General features: G+C 28.4%; 16 protein-coding genes and 4 tRNA genes. All 20 read left to right on the top strand.

Annotated features, from left to right (window positions below; all coding sequences use genetic code 4):
- Positions 1-49: 49 nt before the first annotated feature.
- The 20 genes from ACX1M8_RS01705 to secA all read left to right on the top strand — a co-directional run bounded on the left by ACX1M8_RS01705 (position 50) and on the right by secA (position 23,536).
- A tRNA-Arg gene (locus ACX1M8_RS01705) sits at positions 50-126 on the top strand.
- Positions 127-260: 134 nt separating this feature from the next.
- Positions 261-2,108, top strand: a complete 1,848-nt coding sequence (locus ACX1M8_RS01710; protein WP_458836666.1) for an ABC transporter ATP-binding protein — start codon at positions 261-263, stop codon at positions 2,106-2,108.
- 12 nt (positions 2,109-2,120) lie between these two features.
- Positions 2,121-4,013, top strand: coding sequence for an ABC transporter ATP-binding protein (locus ACX1M8_RS01715; protein WP_458836667.1), 1,893 nt, complete (start codon positions 2,121-2,123; stop codon positions 4,011-4,013).
- A 163-nt stretch (positions 4,014-4,176) separates the two neighbouring features.
- Positions 4,177-4,719, top strand: a complete 543-nt coding sequence (locus tag ACX1M8_RS01720; RefSeq protein WP_458836668.1) for a hypothetical protein — start codon at positions 4,177-4,179, stop codon at positions 4,717-4,719.
- 134 nt (positions 4,720-4,853) lie between these two features.
- Positions 4,854-4,928 (top strand) — tRNA-Cys (locus tag ACX1M8_RS01725).
- 5 nt (positions 4,929-4,933) lie between these two features.
- Positions 4,934-5,010, top strand: a tRNA-Arg gene (locus ACX1M8_RS01730).
- Positions 5,011-5,092: 82 nt separating this feature from the next.
- Positions 5,093-5,166 (top strand) — tRNA-Gly (locus tag ACX1M8_RS01735).
- A gap of 115 nt (positions 5,167-5,281) precedes the next feature.
- A complete protein-coding gene (locus tag ACX1M8_RS01740) occupies positions 5,282-6,874 on the top strand; it encodes a hypothetical protein (protein WP_458836669.1) in 1,593 nt (530 codons plus the stop codon).
- Complete coding sequence (thiI, locus tag ACX1M8_RS01745) at positions 6,864-8,006, top strand: tRNA uracil 4-sulfurtransferase ThiI (RefSeq protein WP_458836670.1); 1,143 nt, start codon at positions 6,864-6,866, stop codon at positions 8,004-8,006. Before ACX1M8_RS01740 ends, thiI begins: the two co-directional genes overlap by 11 nt.
- 168 nt (positions 8,007-8,174) lie before the next feature.
- The gene (gene mnmA, locus ACX1M8_RS01750; RefSeq protein WP_458616370.1) at positions 8,175-9,290 is read left to right on the top strand and encodes a tRNA 2-thiouridine(34) synthase MnmA; all 1,116 of its coding nucleotides are present in this window, start codon (positions 8,175-8,177) and stop codon (positions 9,288-9,290) included.
- Positions 9,291-9,301: 11 nt separating this feature from the next.
- Complete coding sequence (gene alaS / locus ACX1M8_RS01755) at positions 9,302-11,926, top strand: alanine--tRNA ligase (protein ID WP_458836671.1); 2,625 nt, start codon at positions 9,302-9,304, stop codon at positions 11,924-11,926.
- Entirely contained in the window at positions 11,914-12,351 is a 438-nt protein-coding gene (ruvX, locus tag ACX1M8_RS01760) for a Holliday junction resolvase RuvX (protein ID WP_458616368.1), read from the top strand. Before alaS ends, ruvX begins: the two co-directional genes overlap by 13 nt.
- Entirely contained in the window at positions 12,351-13,010 is a 660-nt protein-coding gene (locus ACX1M8_RS01765) for a BC85_0335 family putative methyltransferase (protein ID WP_458836672.1), read from the top strand. The genes ruvX and ACX1M8_RS01765 overlap by 1 nt, the downstream gene beginning before the upstream one ends.
- A 35-nt stretch (positions 13,011-13,045) precedes the next feature.
- On the top strand, positions 13,046-13,543 hold the full coding sequence (gene greA, locus ACX1M8_RS01770; RefSeq protein ID WP_458616366.1) for a transcription elongation factor GreA: 498 nt from the start codon (positions 13,046-13,048) through the stop codon (positions 13,541-13,543).
- Positions 13,544-14,068: 525 nt separating this feature from the next.
- Positions 14,069-14,284 (top strand): hypothetical protein, encoded by a 216-nt coding sequence (locus ACX1M8_RS01775; protein ID WP_458616365.1) that lies wholly within the window; start codon positions 14,069-14,071, stop codon positions 14,282-14,284.
- 87 nt (positions 14,285-14,371) lie between these two features.
- On the top strand, positions 14,372-15,034 hold the full coding sequence (locus tag ACX1M8_RS01780; protein ID WP_458836673.1) for a deoxynucleoside kinase: 663 nt from the start codon (positions 14,372-14,374) through the stop codon (positions 15,032-15,034).
- Positions 15,018-15,602 (top strand): hypoxanthine phosphoribosyltransferase, encoded by a 585-nt coding sequence (hpt, locus tag ACX1M8_RS01785; protein ID WP_458616363.1) that lies wholly within the window; start codon positions 15,018-15,020, stop codon positions 15,600-15,602. The genes ACX1M8_RS01780 and hpt overlap by 17 nt, the downstream gene beginning before the upstream one ends.
- 347 nt (positions 15,603-15,949) lie before the next feature.
- The gene (locus tag ACX1M8_RS01790; protein WP_458836674.1) at positions 15,950-18,379 is read left to right on the top strand and encodes a S8 family serine peptidase; all 2,430 of its coding nucleotides are present in this window, start codon (positions 15,950-15,952) and stop codon (positions 18,377-18,379) included.
- Complete coding sequence (locus tag ACX1M8_RS01795; protein ID WP_458836675.1) at positions 18,369-19,676, top strand: hypothetical protein; 1,308 nt, start codon at positions 18,369-18,371, stop codon at positions 19,674-19,676. The genes ACX1M8_RS01790 and ACX1M8_RS01795 overlap by 11 nt, the downstream gene beginning before the upstream one ends.
- Before the next feature lie 287 nt (positions 19,677-19,963).
- Positions 19,964-23,536 carry a preprotein translocase subunit SecA gene (gene secA, locus ACX1M8_RS01800; protein WP_458836676.1) on the top strand — a complete coding sequence of 1,191 codons (3,573 nt, stop codon included), beginning with the start codon at positions 19,964-19,966 and terminating at the stop codon, positions 23,534-23,536.
- The last annotated feature ends 169 nt before the right edge of the window (positions 23,537-23,705 follow it).

Genomic DNA, 23,705 nt, shown 5'->3' on the forward strand with positions numbered 1-23,705 from the left:
AATAAATAACGTCATTTTTTTCAAAACTAGTGTACAATATATTTAGCGTGGTCGCGTAGCTCAGCTGGATAGAGCACGAGCCTTCTAAGCTTGTGGTCGGAGGTTCGAATCCTCTCGTGATCGCCATTTTTTTATACCCTTTTTAAGGTATTTCATATTCAAAAAATCATTAAAATTATTTCTTTATATCTCATTTTTGCTGTATAACATTTTTTTATAAAAAATGTTATACTTTAACAAATTAAAAAAGGAGGTACAAGATGCTAAAAATGTTCAAAATTTTACCACGTAGAATTAAAGCTCAATTTGGTATTGGGATTTTTATTGTTATCATCAATGTTGCTTTAACAATGATGTTACCTATCTTGCTTTCTCAATTCCTTCCCTTGCTGATGTATAATCCAAATGAAGCTATTGCTGCAGGAAAAGAACCACAATTGCCTAAGCTTGAACTATTCCAATGAGTTGTGATGACGGGCGAATGAAAACAAGTTTTCACTACGCTAATTATCGCCTTTGTGTTAACACTGTTTTTTGCTGCTTCAACATCATTTGGATATGTCTTGATTATTATTTGAGCTGGTGAAAAAGCATCCAATTTCTATAGAAATACATTATTTAAAAAATATCAAAAATTAAGCTTAAAAGATATAGCACAATTAACAAATGAAAGTTTAATAACACGGATCAACGATGATGTTGCTGTGTTCTGAGACTTCTTAATTGGTGCTTCTATATCTTTAATTAAAGCTCCATTATATATAGTTGTTGGATTGATTTTTGCATTTTTAACAGATGTTCCACTAACATTTTCAATTATTGCAGTTATTCCACTTTTAATAGTAGTTATAACTTATATGTTTGTAAAAGTAAATCCTTTAATTAAGAAGAATAGAAAAAATCTTGACTGAATTACAAAAGAAGTTGATGAATCAATCAACGGAGCAAGATTTATAAAAGCAAATAACTTACAACAAAAACAATATGCTAAATTTAATAAAGCAAATACAACTTGATTAGGTACTGAAAAGAATATTTATAAATACTTCTCAATCGGTATGCCTGCATTCTTCGTTATTATCAATACCATTATTGTTATTATTTATGCAATAGGTAAAGATCGTTTATTTGATTTAAGTGCATCAAATTTACTTGCAACAGATGCTGGTCCTCAATTGATTGCTAAATTAAATGTGTTTATTGAATATGAGGTTCTTATAGCACAAGGTGTTATTATGTTTTCTCAATTCTTAGGTTCATTCTTTAGAGCTAAAATCTCTGCAGGAAGAATTGTTGAAGTACTTGATAAAACATATGATGATTTATATGTTGCTAATGGTCTAAAAATTTCCGATAGTAAAGATAATATCTCAAAAGACTACTCAATTGAATTTGTAAATGTAAATTATAAGTATTTTGAAACATCTCAAGACTACTCAATTCAAAATATTAACTTTAGAATTGAAGGTGGTCAAACTTTAGGAATTATAGGACCTACTGGTTCTGGTAAAAGTACAATAGCAAACCTCATTGTAAATAATATGAAATATACAGAAGGTAATGTTTTAATTAATGGTAAAGAAGTAAGAGATATTGATACAACTGATTTACATAATAATGTTGGTATTGTATATCAAGAAGCTCTTCTTTATTCAGGAACAGTGCTTTCTAATTTAACATTTGGTAAGGCTGATGCAACTGAAGCAGAAATTAATAAAGCACTTAAAGCATCTTGTTCAAATAACTTTATAATGACTTTCCCTGAAAGAATACAACATCCAGTTGTTCAAAGAGGAAAGAACCTAAGTGGTGGTCAAAAACAACGTTTATCAATTGCTCGTAGTTTAATTATCGATCCTAAAATTTTAATTTTAGATGATTCAACATCAGCGCTTGATAACATTACAACAAAAGCCTTAATCAAAAACATTAAAGAAGATTATGACTGTACTACAGTTATCATTTCACAAAAAATTAATTCAATTAAGCATGCTGACAAAATTCTTGTTATGGATAGAGGTCAAATTATTGCACAAGGAACTCATGATGAGTTAGTTGCAAATTGTCCATGATATAGAGATATTAATACAAATCAATTAGAACAATAGGAAGGAGGAGTTATGGATAATATTTATGATGGTCGTGAAATAAGTAAAGAACTTAATAAATACAAGAAAATGAAATCTGATGTTAATGTATTTCAAACATTCAAAACTCTTCTTTCTTATATAACAAAAGATAAAAAATCATTAACTATTGCTTTAATATTTAGTTTCGTTAACTCTGTATGTTATATCGTAGGAAGCTTTATGATAGGGCTAATAGTTCAATTGTTCTTCTCGCCTTATGTCGAAACTAAAAATGGACAACTAACGCATAATATAAATGATTTTAATAACACAACTTTTATCATTGCTTTAGTGGTACTTGCTTTATCATTCATCCTTTATGGTACATTCAGATATATGGAACAAAGAGTTTATATTAAACTTTGTTTTAATGCCGGGGCTAAATTACGTGGTGAATTAATGGGCAAATTATTCCGTTCACCTATCAGCTTCTATGATAAAAATAAAACAGGTAACTTAATATCAACATTAGTTGTAGATATTAATAACGTAGCTAACTCATTATTCCAAATGATGGTTCAAGCAGCTACAAGCACATTCAATATTTTAATTTCAATTGTAGTTATGTTTTTAGCTTCTTCAATGCTAACATTAATCGTTATACCTATATCACTTATAATGTTTGCATTAGTGTTCTTGCTTATTAAGAAATCACAACCATACTTCATTAGTGTGCAAAATGCTTTCGGATCATTAAATGCCTTTGTAGAAGAAATGCTTGTTAACACAAAAGTAACAAATTCATTTGACAGACAAGACTACATTTACTCACAATTAGAAGTTATTACAAAAAACATTAGAAATTCAGCTTATAAAGGGGATGTAATAGCTAAATCATTTGATACCCTTTATGGACTTATTTCAAACCTTATTATCTTAGCAATTTCAGCCATTGGTGCAGTATTCTACTTACAAAAAATAAACATTTGAAGTGCATTTGGATTTATGACTAATGAGGATGGTTCACCAACAGCCGGACTTATTATGTTATACATAATGCTTAATTGAAACTTTATGGGACCATTTCAAAGTATTCTTGCAAGTACCTTTAATGCTCAAGTCGGGGTTGCTTCAACATCTCGTATCTTTAAATTACTACAAGTACAAGTGCCAAGTAAAGAACACGAAGTTATTAAGATTGATAAAATCGTTGGAAAAGTTGAATTTAATGATGTCTACTTTAAATACAACCCTAAAGCTTTAGAATATCAACTTAAAGCTGCTACATTTACAGCACAACCTGGTCAAAAGATTGCTATAGTCGGACCTACAGGGGCTGGTAAAACAACTATTATCAGTTTACTTTCAAAATATTATGACTATGACAAAGGCTCAATCAAATTAGATGGAAATGAACTTAAACACATTGTTACATCTTCACTAAGAGATAATATGACCATTGTTCTTCAAGATTCATTCTTGTTTAATGAATCAATCTTAGATAACTTAAAAATGACTAATCCAAATGCTACTTTAGAAGAAGTGCAAGAAGCAGCAAAATTAACACATGCTCACCACTTTATTATGAATATGGCTAATGGATATGATACAGTTATAGAAAATAATGGAGCAAACCTTTCTCAAGGTCAAAAACAATTACTTTCACTTACAAGAGCTATTTTAAGTAATAAAAACCTTTTAATCCTTGATGAAGCAACATCTAATATCGATTCGAGTACTGAACAAATTGTTCAACAAGCTATGCTTAAATTGATGGAAAATAAAACTACATTTGTTATCGCACATAGATTAAGTACGATTAAAAATGCTGATGTAATTATTGTTGTTGATAACGGATTCATTATTGAACAAGGAACACATGAATCACTTCTTAAAAAACAAGGATTCTACTACAACTTATATAGCTCTCAATTCGATAAATAGGCAAGCACAAGTAAATGCTTGCTTTTTTGTTTGCTTTAAATAAGCAAATCAAAATATCAATAGCCTTATGCTATAGCGATATAAGTCACAACAGATTACAATAATAACTTCAGGTATCTTTAAATAAATATTGTAAAAGTTCTATAATTGTTCTGGAGATAATATGACATTAAATAAAAAACTTATTAGCAATTTTTTACTAGCTAACTACATATTTCTATTTATATCTCTAGCAATTTATTTACCTATATTTCTTAATGTAGTTGTAGGACAAAAAACAATGTCTGCAGTCGTAAATGCTAGTGGACAAGAAGTTCATGTAGTTAAATCAGCTGAATTTATTATTGATTACTTGCTATTTATTTTTGTGCTCTTTCTAAATTATTTATTTATACTTTATATTCTTTTAAGAAGCAAAAACTCAATCAAAGTAGCTTTATTACCATTCATCTTTAGAAAAGAGATCAAAATAAATGAATTTAGAACTAGTGGATTAAATCTAGCAATGCTAGTGCTTTCTTCATTTAGCTTACTTGCTGTAGGAGTGCATACTGGGTTCTTCTTTAAGGAATTTCTTTTTTCAGCAGGTAGTTTAGCGATGTTTATAGTTTATGTTTTTGCATTTGTATTTGTTCAAGCATATTTCTATGTTTCACTTTTAATAGATATTAATGTACGTAAAACTGCAAAACCTTTAGATATATAATTTTCAATACATATTTAGTGTGTATTGATTTTTTATTACTTAAATAATAGAAGAAAATAGCTAGCGCGCATATGTAAAAAAAATCAAAAAAAGTTTATTTAAAATCAATTTTATATTATAATAATAAAGCACAAGGCACCATAGCCAAATGGCCAAGGCATGAGTCTGCAAAACTTTGATTACGGGTTCGAATCCCGTTGGTGCCTCCATTAATGCGCCCGTAGCTCAACTGGACAGAGTGTTAGGTTACGGCCCTAAAGGTTGCGGGTTCGACTCCTGCCGGGCGCGCCAATGACTTGCTTTGTGTAAAAAAATAAAAAATTTATTTCCAAAGATTGTTATTCGTGCTATAATATTAACGCAAATAACAAATGCGAGTGTAGTTTAATGGCAGAACTTCAGCCTTCCAAGCTGACTATGAGGGTTCGATTCCCTTCACTCGCTCCATATCACTTTAGTGACCTAAACTCCTCAATGGAGTTTTTTCTTTATTTATGGTTATAAAAATAAAACTTTGATAAACTTTAATTATTAAAAAGAAACTATGCAAAGGAAGGAACAAATGAAGGGCGATTCAACTGTTTTAGGAATATTTATAGCATTTGTAGTCATTGCTGTATTATTGATTTTGTTTCTTACTATTGTTTTAGTGCGAAATGTTTATTTTAAGAAATCTAAAGCCTATATTGTAGACTTAAGAATAACTTTGCAAAGAGATCATACCAAGAATAAAGATTCAATTCAAAAGTGTGCGATACTTGCAAAAAATGAGAAAAAATTCGAACCAATATGCGATAGTTTAAAAAATACTAACTTAGATATAGGCAAGAAGAAAGATGTTATATTACAAAATATAGGTAACTTGCAAAGTGTAATTGATGAAAGAAGATTTTTCCAAGTTGCTAAAGTTAGAAAATCACTAAAAAAGCTATATGCAAGCTATAAAGAAAAATGCAATGCTTTTGATCATATTGCTGAAGAGTTTAATATAGATTGAAAATTAATTGATGATGTTTTTACTAATTATCTGGAAATAGTGGATTACTATAAAGATGTATTGAATAAGAATAAAATTATCACAAGCAATACTAATGCAATTTTAATCGATAAAGTGCAAAAGATGGCTAAAAGACTTAGTGAATTAGATAATTCTAAATATAAGGGTGAATTTTCAGTTGCTGATAAAAAAATTGATGATTTAAGGATAAGATTAAATGACTTAAATAATTTAATTGTATCAGCAAGCAAGATTGAATACTATATCTTTGAGTGCTTGCCTGAATACTTATCGAAAGCAATAAAAAAAGAAACTAACGATAAGCTACAAGTACATTATAAAAAGCTTAATGATCTCTTAGATGTGTTATCACAGAAATGATATACCTATGACACAGAGAAATTAGCTCAACAAATTAAGCTTATTTATAATGGGTATTGAACCATTTATAGTGCCTCAATTTTAAGTGGGAAAATCGAAAAATTCAACGAGTGCGTTAAAAAAGATTTAGCTAGATTGCTAGGATCTAGACAAAAGATTTACCTAGAAGTTTCTAAGTCTACTACAAAGTTAAATAAAGCTTTTAATAATGTGATGAGCAAGGTAGAAGTGATTAACACAAATAAAAATATTAGTTTTAGTGTAAAATACGTTAACGGCTACCTTAAAGCTTTAAAAGAATTTGATAGTGCTTATTTAAATTACAAATTAGAAACTTATCATATAAATGGTATGAAGCTTCAAAGAGAGCAAGATTTAGCGATTGCTGTTGAAACTTATTTTAGTGTAGTTGAAAACGAACATCTTACACAAAATGAAAAAGTTATTCAAGCTAAAAACGAATTAAAATCTCAATTTGAAAGTAATATCAAAAGATATAAAACTTGAGCAAAACATGAAACTATTTGAGATAGTTTCATCCATAATTTATCCTTATTAGTCCAAGACATAGCGATAAATGAAAAATACCATGAAATGTATGATGCAATTTGTTTAGAAGTCGCAAGTAACGAGAAATTCTTAATTAATTCTGAAAAAGTAAATGCATATAAAGAATTAATTAATCAAACTAGAATTCAAATACAACAAAACAATAACTATAAAGAGTCTTATCAAGCTGTAAAAAGATTCTTGATTAAGGAGAGATATGTACAGTAAAATTTTAATTAGATATGGTGAACTAGTTCTAAAGAAAAAGAACCGTAAAACCTTTATTAATACATTAGCAAACAACATCAAACATATTGTTGGTGAAGCACCACAAGTTGAATTTGATAGAATGTATTTAACTTACTCAGAGCACAATATGGAAAAATTAAACTATGTTTTTGGAATTAGTTCATTTTCTCCTGTTGCAGTTGTTGATAATGATATTGAGGTATTTAAATCAACAGCTTTAAAATTAGTTAAATCAGATGCTAAAACATTTAAAATTTCAGCAAGAAGAAATTACAAGAAATTTGAATATTCTTCAGATCAAATTAACCATATATTAGGTGGTGAAATTTTAAAAAATACAAACTTAAAAGTTGATGTACATAATCCTGATCAAACATTTTATGTTGAAGTTAGAAATGGTAGAACATATATGTTTTCAGAATACTATGATGGTCTTGGAGGCTTACCTGTAGGTGTTTCTGGAAAAGTCCTTCACTTTATTTCAGGAGGATTTGATTCACCTATTGCAGCTTTCAAAATGATGAAGCGTGGGATAAAGGTAGATTTCTTAACATTTATTACACCACCTCAAACAGATGAAAGAACTATTGAAAAGATAACTAACTTAGTAAAAGTTTTAAACCAATATCAAGTAACATCTAACTTATTAATTGCAAACTATGCAAACTTAATGAACTATATTTCTTTTGTTTCAAAAGAATCATACAAAATCACATTAATGCGTAGAAGTTTCTATCGTATTGCTGAAGCAATCTGTAACAAATACGGACAACTAGCAATTTCAAATGGTGATAATTTAGGGCAAGTAGCATCTCAAACTTTAGAATCTCTTTCAACCATAGGAAATGCAACAAATATGCAAATTTTACGTCCTTTACTTACTTATGATAAAAATGAGATCATCAATATTGCTAAACAAATAGGTACATATGATATTTCAATTATTCAAGCTAATGAAACTTGTGAATTATTTGCACCTAAAGAACCAGTTACAAAACCTAATGTTTCAGAAGCTGTGAAATTAGAAACTGAGTTAAATAGAATTTTTGAATTAGAAGAAGATTTAATTCAAAACAAAGTTGAAATTAAGAAAATTAAATTAAATGATTAGTATTCTAAAAAATATTTATATCACGCAATTTATTGTGTGATATATTTTTATGCCTTTATCATAGTGCTAAAAATTTCTTGGATTTAGGCTTATATAATTGATAAAAATGTGATATTGTTATAAAATTTATTTATAAATTTAATAACAATATGTTAAGGAGGAATATTTATGGCGAAAAGAGTAGTAATTGGAATGTCTGGAGGAGTTGATTCATCGGTAGCAGCTTATATTCTTAAACAACAAGGATACGATGTTGTTGGATTATTTATGCGTAATTGAGATAGCATTGTTAATAATGATATTTTAGGAAATGCTGATATTTCACAAGATGTTTGTCCTCAAGAAAAAGATTACCAAGATGCTCTAGCAGTAGCAAAAGCATTAGATATTCCTTTATTCCGTGTGGATTTTGTTAAAGAATATTGAGATAATGTTTTTGAGAATTTTATTGAAGAATATAGAAAAGGTAGAACACCTAATCCAGATATCTTATGTAACAAGTACATTAAATTTAATGCCTTCGCAAAATACGCTTTTAATGAATTAAAAGCTGATTACATTGCAATGGGGCATTATGCTAATGTCGAAAATGGTCATTTATATCGTGCAGCTGATCAAGATAAAGATCAAACATACTTTTTAGCTCAATTAACACACGAACAACTTGAAAAGGTTATTATGCCATTAGCTAAGCTAACTAAACCAAAAATTAGAGAGATAGCTAAAAAACTCGATTTAGTTACAGCAACTAAAAAAGATTCAACAGGAATTTGTTTTATTGGAGAAAGAAATTTTGGACAATTTCTACAAAACTACATCCCGGCTCAAGAAGGTGATATTGTAGATATCACTACAGGTAAAAAACTTGGAAGACATGTAGGATGCTTCTATTACACAATCGGGCAAAGAAAAGGACTTAATTTAGGTGGAATGAGCGAACCATATTATGTATGTGGACATGATGTAAAACAAAATATTTTATATGTTGCACCTAACTCAAGACCTGAATACTTAATATCAGATAGCTTGCTTGCAAGCAATCTAACACTAAATAATGAAGATTTTGATCCTAATAATTTATCTGCAAAATTTAGATATAGACAAAAAGATATTAAAGTTTCTGTAGAATTTCTACCAGATCGTAAAATCAAAGTGTTTTATCCAGAAACATCATCAGCAGTAACACCAGGCCAACAAGTTGTCCTTTATGATGGTGATAAATGCATTGGTGGAGCAATTATTGACGAAATATATATGAATAATATTAAGAAAGATTACATTTAAAAGAGGTTTTTATGAATTCAAAAGAAATTAGAGAAAAATGATTATCATTTTTTGAATCAAAAGGTCACTTTATAGTGCCTTCAAAAAGTTTAGTGCCACATAATGACCCTTCACTTTTATGAATCAATAGTGGGGTAGCTACTTTAAAAGACTATTTTGCAGGTAAAAAAGTCGCTCCAGCTAAAAGATTAACTAACTCACAAAAGGCTATTAGAACAAATGATATTGAAAATGTAGGCATTACAGCACGTCACCATACATTTTTTGAAATGCTTGGAAACTTCTCAATCGGAGATTACTTTAAAAAAGAAGCTATTGCCTTTGCAAGTGAATTTTTACTTGATGTGCTTAAACTAGATAAAGAAAAACTTTACTTTACATACTATTACGAAGATTTAGAAACTAAAAATGAATGAATGTCTCATGGCTTTGCTGAAGACCATATGATTCCAGGAAGTAAAGATACTAACTTTTGAGAAGTGGGTTCAGGACCTTGTGGACCTAATACAGAAATATTCTATGACAGAGGTGAAAAGTACGATGCTAGAGGAATTGAATTATTAAAAGAAGACCTTGAAAATGATCGTTATATCGAAATTTGAAACATTGTATTTTCAACATATAACTCAAATGGTGAAGGTGAATATACTGAATTAAAACAAAAGAATATCGATACTGGTGCTGGACTTGAAAGAATTGTTTCAATTATGCAAGATGCTCCAACTAACTTTGATACAGATTTATTCTTACCTATTATTCATGAAATTGAAAAATTTACTGAATTTAGATACGATGTTAATAACTACTTCACAAAAGAACCTGAACAAATGTTTGTAAACTCATGTTTTAAAGTTATTGCTGATCATATGCGTACAGTTACTAATGCGATTGCTGATGGTGCAAAACCTTCAAATGTTGGTAGAGGTTACATTTTAAGAAGATTGATAAGAAGAAGTGTTTATAAAGCAATGCAACTTAAAATTTATGAACCATTTCTTTATAAATTAGTTGATGTAGTTAAAGCTACTTTACCTTTTGAATATGATGTTGATCCTATTAAACAAATAATTAAAGATGAAGAACTAACATTCTCGCGTACCATTGAAAATGGTAAAAACTTATTAAATAATTATCTAAATGATGATGTTGTTATTTTCCCTGGGGATGTTGCTTTTAAATTATTTGAAACATATGGTTTCCCTGTAGAATTAACAGCTGAAATTTTAGAGCAAAAGAACATTAAAATAGACTATGAAGGTTATGAAAAAGCTAAAAAAGAACATGCAGATGCTTCTAGAAATGCTAAATTATCTGGAATGGATAAAGTTATCAACTCACTTACAATTTTAAAATCTAAAGTTGATAAGTTTGTAGGATATGAAACAACTCACAATGTAAGTGAAATCTTATATTTATTAGATACAGAAAAAGAAGTTGATAATGAAAATGGTGTTGCTTATGTTGTTCTAAAAGAAACTCCATTTTACGCTACTAGTGGTGGACAAAAACACGATCGTGGTTACATGCAACAAGGAAATGAAAAAATCTTAATCCTAGATGTATTTAAAGATAAATTTGGAAACCATATACATAAAGTAGAAGGCAAAATTTCTAAAAATCTTCCAGTAGAATGTTTTGTTGATGAAACAATTCGTTTAGGACTTGAAAGAAACCACTCAGGAACACACTTAATGTTCTGCGCTTTAAGAAATGTATTAGGAAACCAAATCAAACAACTTGGGTCAGATAACAACGAAGAACGTTTAACATTCGACTTACCTGCAGATAGTAAACCTACTGATGAACAAATTAAAGCTGTTGAAAAACTTGTACGTAGTTATATTGCTAAAGATGCAAAACGTGATTATTTAAATATGACTACAGAACAAGCTAAAGAAATTGGTGCAATTATGACATTAGAGGAATCTGAATATATGAATCCTTTAAATGTTCGTATTGTTAAATTTGATGGAATTACAGCTGATTTATGTGGTGGAACTCACTTATCTAATACTGCTAAACTAGAAAACTTCAAAATCACAAATGTTGATAAAAAAGCTGCTGGAGTTTATAGAATTAGAGCTATTTCTTCAAACGCATTAGTAAACGAGTACTTAGAAGAAGAAATGAATAAATGACTTTCTGAAGTAGAAAAAATGCTTGAAAAGAATGTTAAATTAAATAAAGATTACACTTATGAATTAAATATTCCTGAAGATAAAGAAGAAGCAATTGAATACTTACAAAATACTTTAGAAGTACTTAAAGAAGACAATAAGAAAATTCAAAAAGAACTTGCAAGTAATTTTGAATTCGACTATGACAATATCGAATTAATCGAAATTAAAGGACATAAAGTTTATGTAAATCAAGATGTTGATAAAGCAAATATAAAAACAGTTGCTTCAACTTTAAGAGAAAAACATAGTGATATTTTAGTAGTGCTTACATCTTCAGATGCAAATCCAATGCTTGTGGTTGCTTCTAAAACATATAATTCAAATGCAATTGCTCAACAATTATTTAAAAAATTAAATGGTCGTGGTGGAGGAAATGCTATTTTATCAATGGGTAAAGTTGCTGATACAAACGACTTATTAGCCTACATGCAAGAAGAATTAGTATGAGAAAATTAGGATTAGACTTAGGGATCAAAAGCTGTGGATTTGCAGTGACAGACGAAAGTGAAATAATTGCTAGTGGACTAGAAAACTTTATGTTTCCTGAAAATGACTTCGAGCAAGCTTTAAACAGAGTTGAATACTGATTAAGTCAATATAAAAATAAAATAGATGGTATAGTGCTTGGTTATCCATTAAAAATAAGTGGTGATAAAAGTGAACGTACCTATATGGTAGAAGAATTTAAAGAAAAATTAATAACTAGATTTAATCTTCCTGTGCTTCTGGTTAATGAACAATACTCTACAAAAAGAGCTAATGAAGCAATGATGGCTGCAGGATTAACACAACAAAAACGTAAAGCTAAAAAAGATCAATTAGCTGCCTTAATCATTTTGCAAGATTATTTAGAATACTACAGAAACAAGTGAGGTAAATAATGAATATGTCCTATGAAGCTAAACTAGGTTTAGGCATTTCGGCAGTTGTTATAGCTGTACTTGGAATCGCTTTCTACATAGTTATGCAAGTGCTAGCTAAAAAAATGCGTAATAAAGTACTTAAAAAATCACAAGATGAAGCCATGATTCAAATTCAAGCATTGAGAAATGATATTGGTGAATTGCCTTATGAACTTAAAGATTATTTAAAATCTAATGCTAATGATATTGACATTGAAGGCATTATTAATACTATTTTTAGAAATGATTACAAGAATGTTGTAATTGTTAATGAAAAAGATTTATTTCCTATAGCAGCTATTGCAGGAAAAGTTAGTGCTCAAACTTATGTATATGCAAAAGAAGTAGATTATTCAAAATTAGAAGACTTAAGATTAAAATTTCCAGATCACTTCCCTAACGAAATCAAAGTTTATGATAATGAAGAAGTAGATTGTCTAATTGTTATGAATGCTAAAGGCGATATAAATGATATTTATGATGCATTCATTAAGAAACTTAAAAAAGGAATGGTACTCATTTCATTCAGCAATCCAAAAAGCGAAATTAAAAGAATGATTTCTTATTTAAAAATGACTGATATACCTTATGAAATCTCATATATTAGTTCAAAATATCTATTTATAGTTAAAAAATAATAGGGTAAAATATAATAAATTAGAAAGAGGATGTTATGCAAAATACAGAACAACAAGGAAAAGTATATTTATCACAAGAAACATTAGATAAATACAAAAAAGAATACGAACATTTAATTAATGTAGAAAGACCAGCTGTACAAGCTGCCTTAAAAGAAGCTAGAGCCCAAGGTGACTTGTCGGAAAACGCTGAATATGATGCAGCTAGAGATAAACAAGGAGCTATTGAAGGTCGTATTTCTGAATTAGAACAAATTCTTGATAATGCAGTTCTAATTGAAGGAAATGAAAAAGCTCAAAGTCAAGAAGTTGTAACAATTGGTTCAACAGTAGAATTTACAGTTCTTGCTACAGGTGAAAAGAAATCAGTTACAATCATGGGTGTGCACGATGCAGATCCATTTGATGGAAAAATTTCAAACAAAAGTCCTCTTGCAGTAGCTATGCTAGGTCAAAAAGTTGGTGATATTGTTGAAGTTGACACAGCAACAAAATACAATGTTAAAATTGAAAATGTAGAATTTAGCGTATAGCTAAATTTTTTATTGCTTTAGCACCAAGAGCTAAAAGTTATAAGTTTGCATAAAATTTAGCTTTAATAACAACTTTTATCATAGTTTGCAAGCGATAAAACTAAATGTTGAAATTGTAAATTTTTTAAATATAATAATTCAATGGAAAATAGCAATAATAAAAGGTTAAATATAGAAACAATTGTATTTTTAGCACTATACCTAGCTCTTATAATTATTTTTACATTTGTGCCTTACACTGGATATATAACAATAGGAATAGTATCTATAACCACTATCCCATTAATAATATTAGTCGCATCAATTCATCTAGGATATATTGGAATATTGTGAACAACTTTTAACTTCGGATTATGATCTTTTTTAGGTTCAATTATCTTACAATTCCCCTTATTTAATTTAGTTTATATTTCCCTAGTACCTAGGGTTATTTTAGGAATATTATTATGTGGTATATATTACCTATTATTTAAAGTGTGAAAATTTAATTTTTGAAGTGTTGCTCTTTATGCCTTTAGTATCTTTATGTTAAACACTATGCTTGTATCAACTTCAGTAATAATTACAATTAAATATGTTGATTTAAATATAGGAAATGCTTATGCTTGATTTAGCTTAATTTGAATCAATATGGTTGTGGAATGAGCTGCATTAGAAGCAATTTCTATAGCTTTATTTCCATTTTTAAAATGGATAAGAACTACTACATTGGAACAAAAGTGAAAAGAATTAAAATACTAATTAAGTATTTTTAGTTTTTTATATTTACTTAATTAATTTCCTTTATAATAGAGCAAATAAAAATTGCTGAGCAATTTAGGGGGTGATATGTTAATGGGTATCTCTGGAATGATTAGTAGTGGAAAAAGCACGTTAACATCAAAATTATTAAGTTATTATCCAACTTCTTTATTATTAGAAGAATACTCTGAAAATGATGAAGTATTTACAACTATGCTTAATTGATTTTATGAAAAGAAACCTAATTTGGATTTATCTTTTCAAGCTTATGTCGTTGAAAATCATTTAGCAAATGTAGATAAAGCTATAGCTAAATTTAATAAGCTTAATCTTGATGCTAATAAAGACTATTTATTTTTAGATCGATTTAGTGCTGAACATTATGTTTTTGCACTTGTTAACCTCAAAAAATTATCTCCTAAAGTAATGAAAGCTTACGATGCCTTATTTAAGGCTTTAGTTAGCGAAAATGAGTTACCTGAATTTGCCATCTTTTTAGATGTAAGCTACGAAAATTTTGAAAAGAGACTTTTTGCTCGTGGAAGAAAAGTTGAAATTGATAATTATGAAGCTAATAAAGCTTATTTCAAAGAGTTACACAAGGTATACAAAGAAACTTTTATAAAAATAGCTAATAACTACAACATTAAGTATGCAATTATTGATACAAATAATTTAACAGAAGATGAAGTTTTTGCTCAAGCAATTAATCTAATCAAGGGGTATGCAAAACATGATTCCATTTTTTAATAAAAATAAACAAACAAAAATCCACCCAATGGTAAAAAAAGTTCTTTTTGATCAAACATATATTGAAAAGCACATTTTAGAATGTGCTCAATGAGTTAATAACGAATATAAAGATTCTAATGATTTAATTATTGTAGGATTGCTTAAAGGGTCTATTCCATTTTTAGCACAGTTAATCAAAAGTGTTGAAGTAGATCATAAATTAGATTTCATGACTGTAAGTACATATGCAGGCTCACATGCAAGTAGTGGAAGTGTAAAAATCATAATGGATTTAGCTAATGATATCGAAGGAAAAGATGTCTTAATTGTAGAAGATATTATTGATAGTGGTATAACTTTACAAAAAGTATGTTCAATGCTTAAAGAAAGACATCCACGTAGTTTAAAAGTACTTACATTAATGGATAAACCATATAATCGTAAGGTTGATTTTCAAGCTGATCATTATGGATTTATTGTACCTGATGAATTTTTAGTAGGATTTGGTCTTGACTATGATGAAAAATTAAGAAACTTGCCTTACATTGGCGTGTTCGATGAAAGTTTTATAGAAAAGAATGAATAAATAATAAGTTTAGAATTTAGAGCTTTATAATCTTTAAAAATGAGTTAAAAAAGTACTTTGGATTTAAAAATAAATTTAGATAAAATGCCTGGACGAAATTCTGGGTATTTTTTGATTTGTGATTAAAAAATAATGTTTTTATTGTGAATTAAAATTTAATTTAGTTGTCGATGTAAATTAAATTAGTAATTTAGTATGTATTTTGCCTAGAATAATTTACTAAATTTCCACATTTATAACTATTTCATTGTCTCAAAAGAAAAAATGTGGAAACTTTTTTTATTTCAAATAATTTCATTGTAATTATAAGATAATTTTTATATATCAAAAAATGAAAGGGATTATCAATGAAATATAAAAAAATTTTATTTAGTTTAGGTACTATTATAGGAGTATCAACAATATCAATACCAACTATTAGTGCAAACACTAATAAGGACTCAAAAAATTATGCCGGTGAATATTTTGAAAAAAATTTTGTAAACAATACTCAAGATGTTTTTGAAAAATATTGAAATAATTTAAATGTTAACTATTTAAAAAATGAAGTTCAAAATATTAAAGGCGTAAATGTAGGAATTATTGACGGAGATACAGTAGATCCATTTTTATTTATAAGAGATAAAGATGAAAAATTGTACACAATTACCAGTAAAAACACCATCAAAAAAAATGGTGATAATAAATTTTATTACGAACCAATTGAAGAAAAATTTAATTATACTGATTTAAAAAATTATAACCATAATGCAAGAAAGAGTCAGAGACATTCTACGACTATAGCTAATATATTAGCAGGAAAATATGGTGTTACTAGTAAATCTGATGTTTATTCAGCTAAAATTAATGATAAAGAATGAGAAAACGAAGCTCATTTTAATAAAATATTAGAATCATTTAGACAAAATAATGTAAAAATTATAAATATGAGTCTTGGTGATCGTTCTTATTTTAGAAGGTTTATATCTATTCATTTTAGTTCATTTTCAGAATCACTATTTAAATTTTATAGAAAACAAACACATTTTCAAGGAAGAATATCATTCGACACAATTCGAGATTTTTATAAAAGCGACGAAAATAAAATTTCATTTATGAAAGACTTAGATCTCAAGTTTGAAAACGAGGATGATTTAATAACAAAAATATATTTTAATATGATTTTTTCATATATAGACAATAAATCAAGCAAGAATTTAAATATAGTAAATCAAATGTGACGTGACTTTTTCGGTTATGATAGAAAAATTTCAGAATATGTAGCTGGAGATTTAACACGATTACTAGAAAATGAAGGTGAAAAAGAATTAGTTAAAAAAGAATACAAAACATATGCAAAAAAATTTCTTAATAAATTTGAACAAATATTTTTAAAAAAGTATTTATGAGCATCAGTTTATGAACAAAAGTTTAGCGAATTTTCTTGACAAAAATTACAAGCATTAATTAAAGATGATGCTGAGAAAAAAGTATATTATGGTGATTTCAAATCAAAACTAATTGATGAATATTCAAGAAATTATGGAATGAAATTTGTTATATCAGCAGGAAATGATGAAGAAGATTTATTTTTATTGAGATTAATAAATAAAGAAAACAAATCAAATTCATTACAAGATTATTATCCTATTAATTATTATAATCTAGACTCAATCCAAATAAACAAAAGCGCTAAAAATGCTATTTATGTTGGTTCAACAGATACACTCGGTAATCATTCTATATTTTCTACACAAGGTGATTATGATAGAGATGATTATCCGTTCGTATCATCATACGGTGAAATGAAATTTGATGAGCTAAAAATTAATCCAGAATATTTTAAAAATCCATATGTAGCTAGTTTATTTAGCTGAATTGTAGGAACAAGCTATGCAGCTCCAAGTATAGCTGGAGGAATAGCACTCATAGAAACGAAATTAAACAATCAAAATAAAAATTTGACAATTTCAGAGATTAAGTCAGCATTGATGTCTTCTTCAAAGTACAAAGCTTGAAATGATGATTATTTTAATTTTAAATCTGATTGAATGAATTCCAATGATGCTGAAGGTTATTTATTGCATAAAGCAAACTCGCATGTCATTTTAGGTTACGGGACACCTGATTTTAAGATTTTATCTCAATATTTTGATAATTCAAAAACACTATTTTTAAATGGTACAAATACATATAAGCTTAATTTTAGTAGTGAAAATTCAAAAAGTCTATTTAAATTAAAATTTGATGAAAATCTAATTAAGGAAATCCAATCATCGGTAAATGCTGATGAAGATATTGAAATAAACATTGGTAGTGTCAAAATAAAAGACAAAGTAGAAAATGGTATTTCATATAGATTATCCTTATCATGAGAAAATCCGATGATTAAGAAAATAATGGATGAAATTAGTCAATTATTTTCACAAGACAAATATAAAACGAGCGAAGAATCATTGATTGAAAATGCATTTGAGGATATAATGGATCTAATAGATTTAGATACAAATTATAGTGATGGGTATAATGAATGAAATCCATTAACATTACATTCTAATGGAAAAAATACAAGTAGCGAGATGATATTACTCAACAGGAATACAATATTCACTGATGTGAAGTCTGAATACAATTTTGATTTAGTTATTAAATTTAAAGCTTCTAGTCTACCAAATCAATTTAATGAATTGTCCGCTAAAGATTATTTAAAATTCAAGGAGTTGAGATCGGAATTTTTAAGATTATTATTATCAAATCTTGATTTAACATTAGCTATAGGAAGAAACCATGAAATATAAAATAGTAAAATTTATTCCATTAACAACAATTGCTTTACCAATTTCGCTTGTTGTATCATGCAACAATACTACATCTTCGAATGATAAAATAAATGAGCTTATAACTAATACTGGAAAACAAATAGATGATTTTAATCTAAATGTTTATAAACATCTATTAAATCAAACTAATTTAGCAAAATCTAATAGTGAAATAAGCAAAACAATAGAAAAAGTAAATAAATTTAATGATGAGCTAGAAAAGTTTTCAATAGAGATAAAAAAATCCGAACCGAATATTTCTATCTTGACATCTTCATTAAATGAACTTAAAAACATAAACAATAGCCTGAATACAAAAGAACCAATATTAGAATTTAATAAAGAAGAAAACTTTAATCTTAGCAAAGAAAACTTTAATAAAGATAAACTATTATTCGTGATTAATGATAAATTGGTAAAAGATTTCAAACACTCACAAGATAATACCGGAGATGCCTTCTGATTACAAAAGTCATTAAGATTTGATGATCTATATAATAATAAGAGAAACTTTGAAAATAATTGACTTAATTATTTAAAAGGTGAATTTGGTACACAATTCCAAAAAGAATTTGAAAATCCCAATGTAAATTTAGATAAATTGATATTTGATAAATTAATGATTAACATACAAGCTTCTTATTTAATATTGCAGACTTTTAAGCTGGATAATAATCCAGATTATATAGATATAACTGAAGCCTTCTATCAATCTCTAGATGGAATATTGAAAGAAGATGGATATTATTTTAAGATACCTGCTACAGAATTACTAACAAGATTAACACCAGAAGATTCGTATAAATATATTCCTTTACAAGAAAGAAGTTTAGAATTAAAAAACTTCATCATAAATGGTATAAAAAATGAGAATAATCTCAATCTTATAGATGATAACTTTATTAAATTGATAATCCCACTAATAAGATACTATGCTTTAATATCAAAACCATACTATATAACTTCTAATAACACTAAAAATAAAGATCAAAATTTCGATAACGAAATTAAAAAATACAACCAAGCGTTCTTCGATAAACTAATTACTTCTTATGGTTTTAAAAACACGATTATTAATATTATTAATTATTTAATTAGTGAGTTGAAAATAATAAATTCTTCTTTATCCTTAAAAACACCTTTAATTGCCACATTTAATGTAAATTATAAACGTGACTTTGAGGCAAAAGAAAGAGAAAATCAAGTTTTAATGAGCAAAGAGTTATTAGATACATTAATTAAAAATCTAGAAAAGGATTTAGAAATATTAAGATAAATTCAATACATTTAAAACTATGACATAGGCAAAGAAGTTGGCATAAAAATTTATGCTAGCTTTTTTTCTCAAACTATCATATTGAAAAGTGCTAAAAAATTTTAATTGTATAATAACTTTTAAACCTATGGCATAAGTGTTCTCAATTTGAATTTATAAAAATCAAGAAAATATATCAAAAAATCTTTATTTAAATAAATATTCACCTAAAAATAGGCAGAAAATTCTGCTCTGCCGATGTGTTTAATTCTCTTGTTATGTAAAAAAGTCAGTATAATTTAAACATTATGAGTAATTTAAATAAATTTTTCGATTTAAAAACAACAGAAATGAGAATCGCTGAAAAATCTCTTAAAAAGATCAATCAGTTGGAATCTATTGTTGCGAAATTCTCTGATGAAGAGTTAAAAGAAAAAACACAGTTTTTTAAGGATTTATTAGCACACGGTTACACCTTGGATGATATAAGAAATGATGCTTTTGCCGTAGCTCGTGAAGCTACTAAAAGAGTTTTAGGCAAACGTCCTTACGATGTGCAAATTCTAGGTGGATTACTTCTAGATTTAGGATCTGTTGCTGAAATGAAAACTGGTGAAGGTAAAACCATTACATCAATTGCTCCAGTTTACCTAAATGCTCTTTTAGGAAAAGGAGCTATTGTTTCGACAGTTAACGAATACCTATCAGAACGGGATGCCTTGGAGATGGGTCAAGTATTTAACTTCCTAGGATTAAGCGTAGGAATTAATAAAGCACAAATGAATCCTTATGATAAGCGTAAAGCATATGCAGCTGATATTACTTATTCAGTACACTCAGAACTCGGATTTGACTATCTAAGAGATAATATGGTGAAGGATGGCAGTGAAAAAGTTCAACGTGGATTGCAATTCTGTTTAATCGATGAGGTTGATTCTATTTTGATTGACGAAGCGAAAACACCTTTAATTATTTCAGGTGGGGATGCAGAAGATACAACTTTATATTTTGCAGCTGACCAATTTGTTCGTACATTAAATAAAAATGATTATTTAATTGACGAAGAATCAAAAGCTGTAACTTTAACACATGCAGGGATTGAAAAAGCTAATAAGTTTTACCACACACCTAATTTTTATAATATTGAAAACTCTGAAACAGTTCATTTAGTGCAAAATGCATTAAGAGCTCACAAAATAATGCGTATTGATGTTGAGTATATTGTTCGTGAGGGAAAAATCGAATTAGTTGATGCTTTCACAGGTCGTATAATGGACGGACGTAGTTATTCAGAAGGACTTCAACAAGCTATCCAAGCTAAAGAAATGGTTGAAATTGAGCCAGAAACTAAAACGCTTGCAACAATTACATATCAAAACTTCTTTAGAATGTTTAAGAAGCTTTGTGGTATGACTGGAACTGGAAAAACTGAAGAACAAGAATTTATTGATATTTACAACATGAGAGTAAATGTTGTTCCAACAAATAAACCTATTGCAAGAGTTGATGAACCTGATGCAATTTTTGCTACTGCTGAAGATAAATGAAATGCTGTTGTTGAAAAAATTATTGAATTATACAAAAAAGGTCAACCTGTTTTAGTCGGAACTGCACAAATAGAAGACTCAGAAATTGTGCATAAAATGCTAATAAATAAAGGCATTCCTCATACAGTGCTTAATGCTAAGCAAAATGCTTCTGAAGCTGAAATTATTTCTCACGCAGGAGAAGTTGCTTCAGTAACAATCGCAACTAATATGGCTGGACGTGGAACTGACATTAAACCTTCTGCAGAAGCTTTAGAACGTGGTGGTTTGTATGTGCTAGGGACTGACAAAGCTGAATCTAGAAGAATTGATAATCAGCTTAGAGGACGTTCAGGACGTCAAGGAGATGTTGGGACAAGTAAATTCTTTGTTTCAATTGACGATCAATTAATGCAAAGATTCGCTAACTATGAAAGTTTTAAAGAAGCTTATGCAGATTCAAAAGGTAAAGAAGTAACTAATAAACAACTTCGTTTCGCATTTAATCATGCTCAAAAGAAAATCGAAGGATTCAACTATGACTCACGTAAGTCAGTTCTTAACTATGATGATGTTATTAGACAACAACGTGATTTAATTTATGCTCAAAGAGATTTAATTCTATATAGTAGAGATATTGTCTTTATTGTGCAAAGAATGATTGCTTCAGCTGCTAGAAGTATTGTTCGTAGAGGAGAATATAGATTACATAATAATACTTATAACTATGCAGCACTTGTAAAATTCTTAAACGAAAATATCGGAAGTTTAATCAAGTTCCATTTTGATTTAGGAGAAATTTCTAAAGTACATGAAAGCGATCTTCCTGAATATATCGCAAACATAGTGCTATCAGTATATGAAACATGACAAGAAAATGCTTTTGAGAATGCTAGTGAAGACGAGATTTTAGTATTGTTAAAAGAAACAATCCTACAAACATTAGATGAAAAATGACAAGCTCATATTAATAAGATGGACAAGTTGCGTTCAAATGTTAACTTAGTACAATATTCACAAAAGAACCCATATCAAATTTATACTGAAGAAGGAACTAAAGCCTTTGATGCGATGGTAGATGATATAGCGTATGGAGTATTACTTAGAATCTTCTCAAATAGAATAGGAATCAAATCAATCATTACTAAAGAAATGCGTGCAGATAAAGTATTCCAACAAATTCTTGGAGACTTCAATTTTGATCCATATCGTTCTATCGAAGAACAAGAACGTATATTAGTAGATATTTATAATTCAATCAAACGTCGTTTAGATGAAATTGAGCGCGAAAAAGCTCAAGAAGCAGCTCGCATGCAAGAAATTTTAGCTCAAGTAAAAGAAGATGAAAACGTCGTAAATGAACAGCCAAGTTTTTTAGAAGAATTGAGCAAAGAAAACACAAATAATCCTATAAATGAAGAAAATACAAAAAAGAATAATTTTGTAGCAAAAAAACACGAAAAAACATATAATTTAAATATGGAAAACTCAATAACAAGGGATAATCAACACAGAGTGTTACGTTCACACAATTTATATCCTGTAAGAAGATTCCCAAGTAGACCAAGAAAATTTATCATTCAATATGTTTCATTGCCCACATATGAAGAAATAGATTTAGAAGAAATGGAGAATAACATGAAAAGATGCCTTAGATGTTCTAGAAATTTTAGAAACTGTAAACACGTTAGACAATGAAAATTAACAGCTGAAGAATTTGAAGAGTTCAACAAAGTTCCAGTAATTGAAAATGTTGAAGAAGAAGTAATTATTGAAAAAATCAAACAAAAACAACCAGTTGTTATCGAAGAATTAGTTGTTGCTAAAAAATGTGATTGTTCACAAGATTGTCAATGTGATTCAGCAGAAGAATGTAAATGCAACTGTGTAGAAAACAAAGAATTAGTAGAAGCTGAAATGGAAGCTACAGAACAAATGGAAAATGTTGTTGAAGTAGTTGCTGCAGCAAACGATGATGACTTCGAAACAATGGAAACAAGAGAAGACAATGTTATGCAACCAGTTGGTGGAGCTTGCTGTGGTGGAAACTGTAAAGCAAACGAAAATGCTAACAAAATGGTTCGTCACGAAGATGAAAAGAAATCACAATGTGCAGTTAAAGCATACGAAGAAAAATTAAAAGAACTTGATGCTCAAAATATTGCAAAAAGAGTTGAAGAAATTGAAGAAGCTAGAGCTTTAGCAGGTGCTGAAGAACTTGTTGAAGAAATTCAAGAAGAATGTGCTTGCGAAAAAGAAGTAACAGCTCAAGCTGAAGAATGTGAATACTACACTTTAAATAATATTGCTAACGAATATGTTGATTACTTCGTTGAATTAAAAAATAGATTATAAGAATTATTCGCCTAAAAAATGGCGAATTTTTCATAAAAATTAAAAAGATGACATTCCACTAAAGTTAAAGTGGAGCTGTCATCTTTTTTGGTTCCCGTTGTAAAATTAGTGTGTAAAAATCAAAAGAAAGGAACCAATTTAATTATATGATAACTGCGAACAAAATGCA

This window comes from Mycoplasma tracheobuteonis, assembly GCF_054456995.1.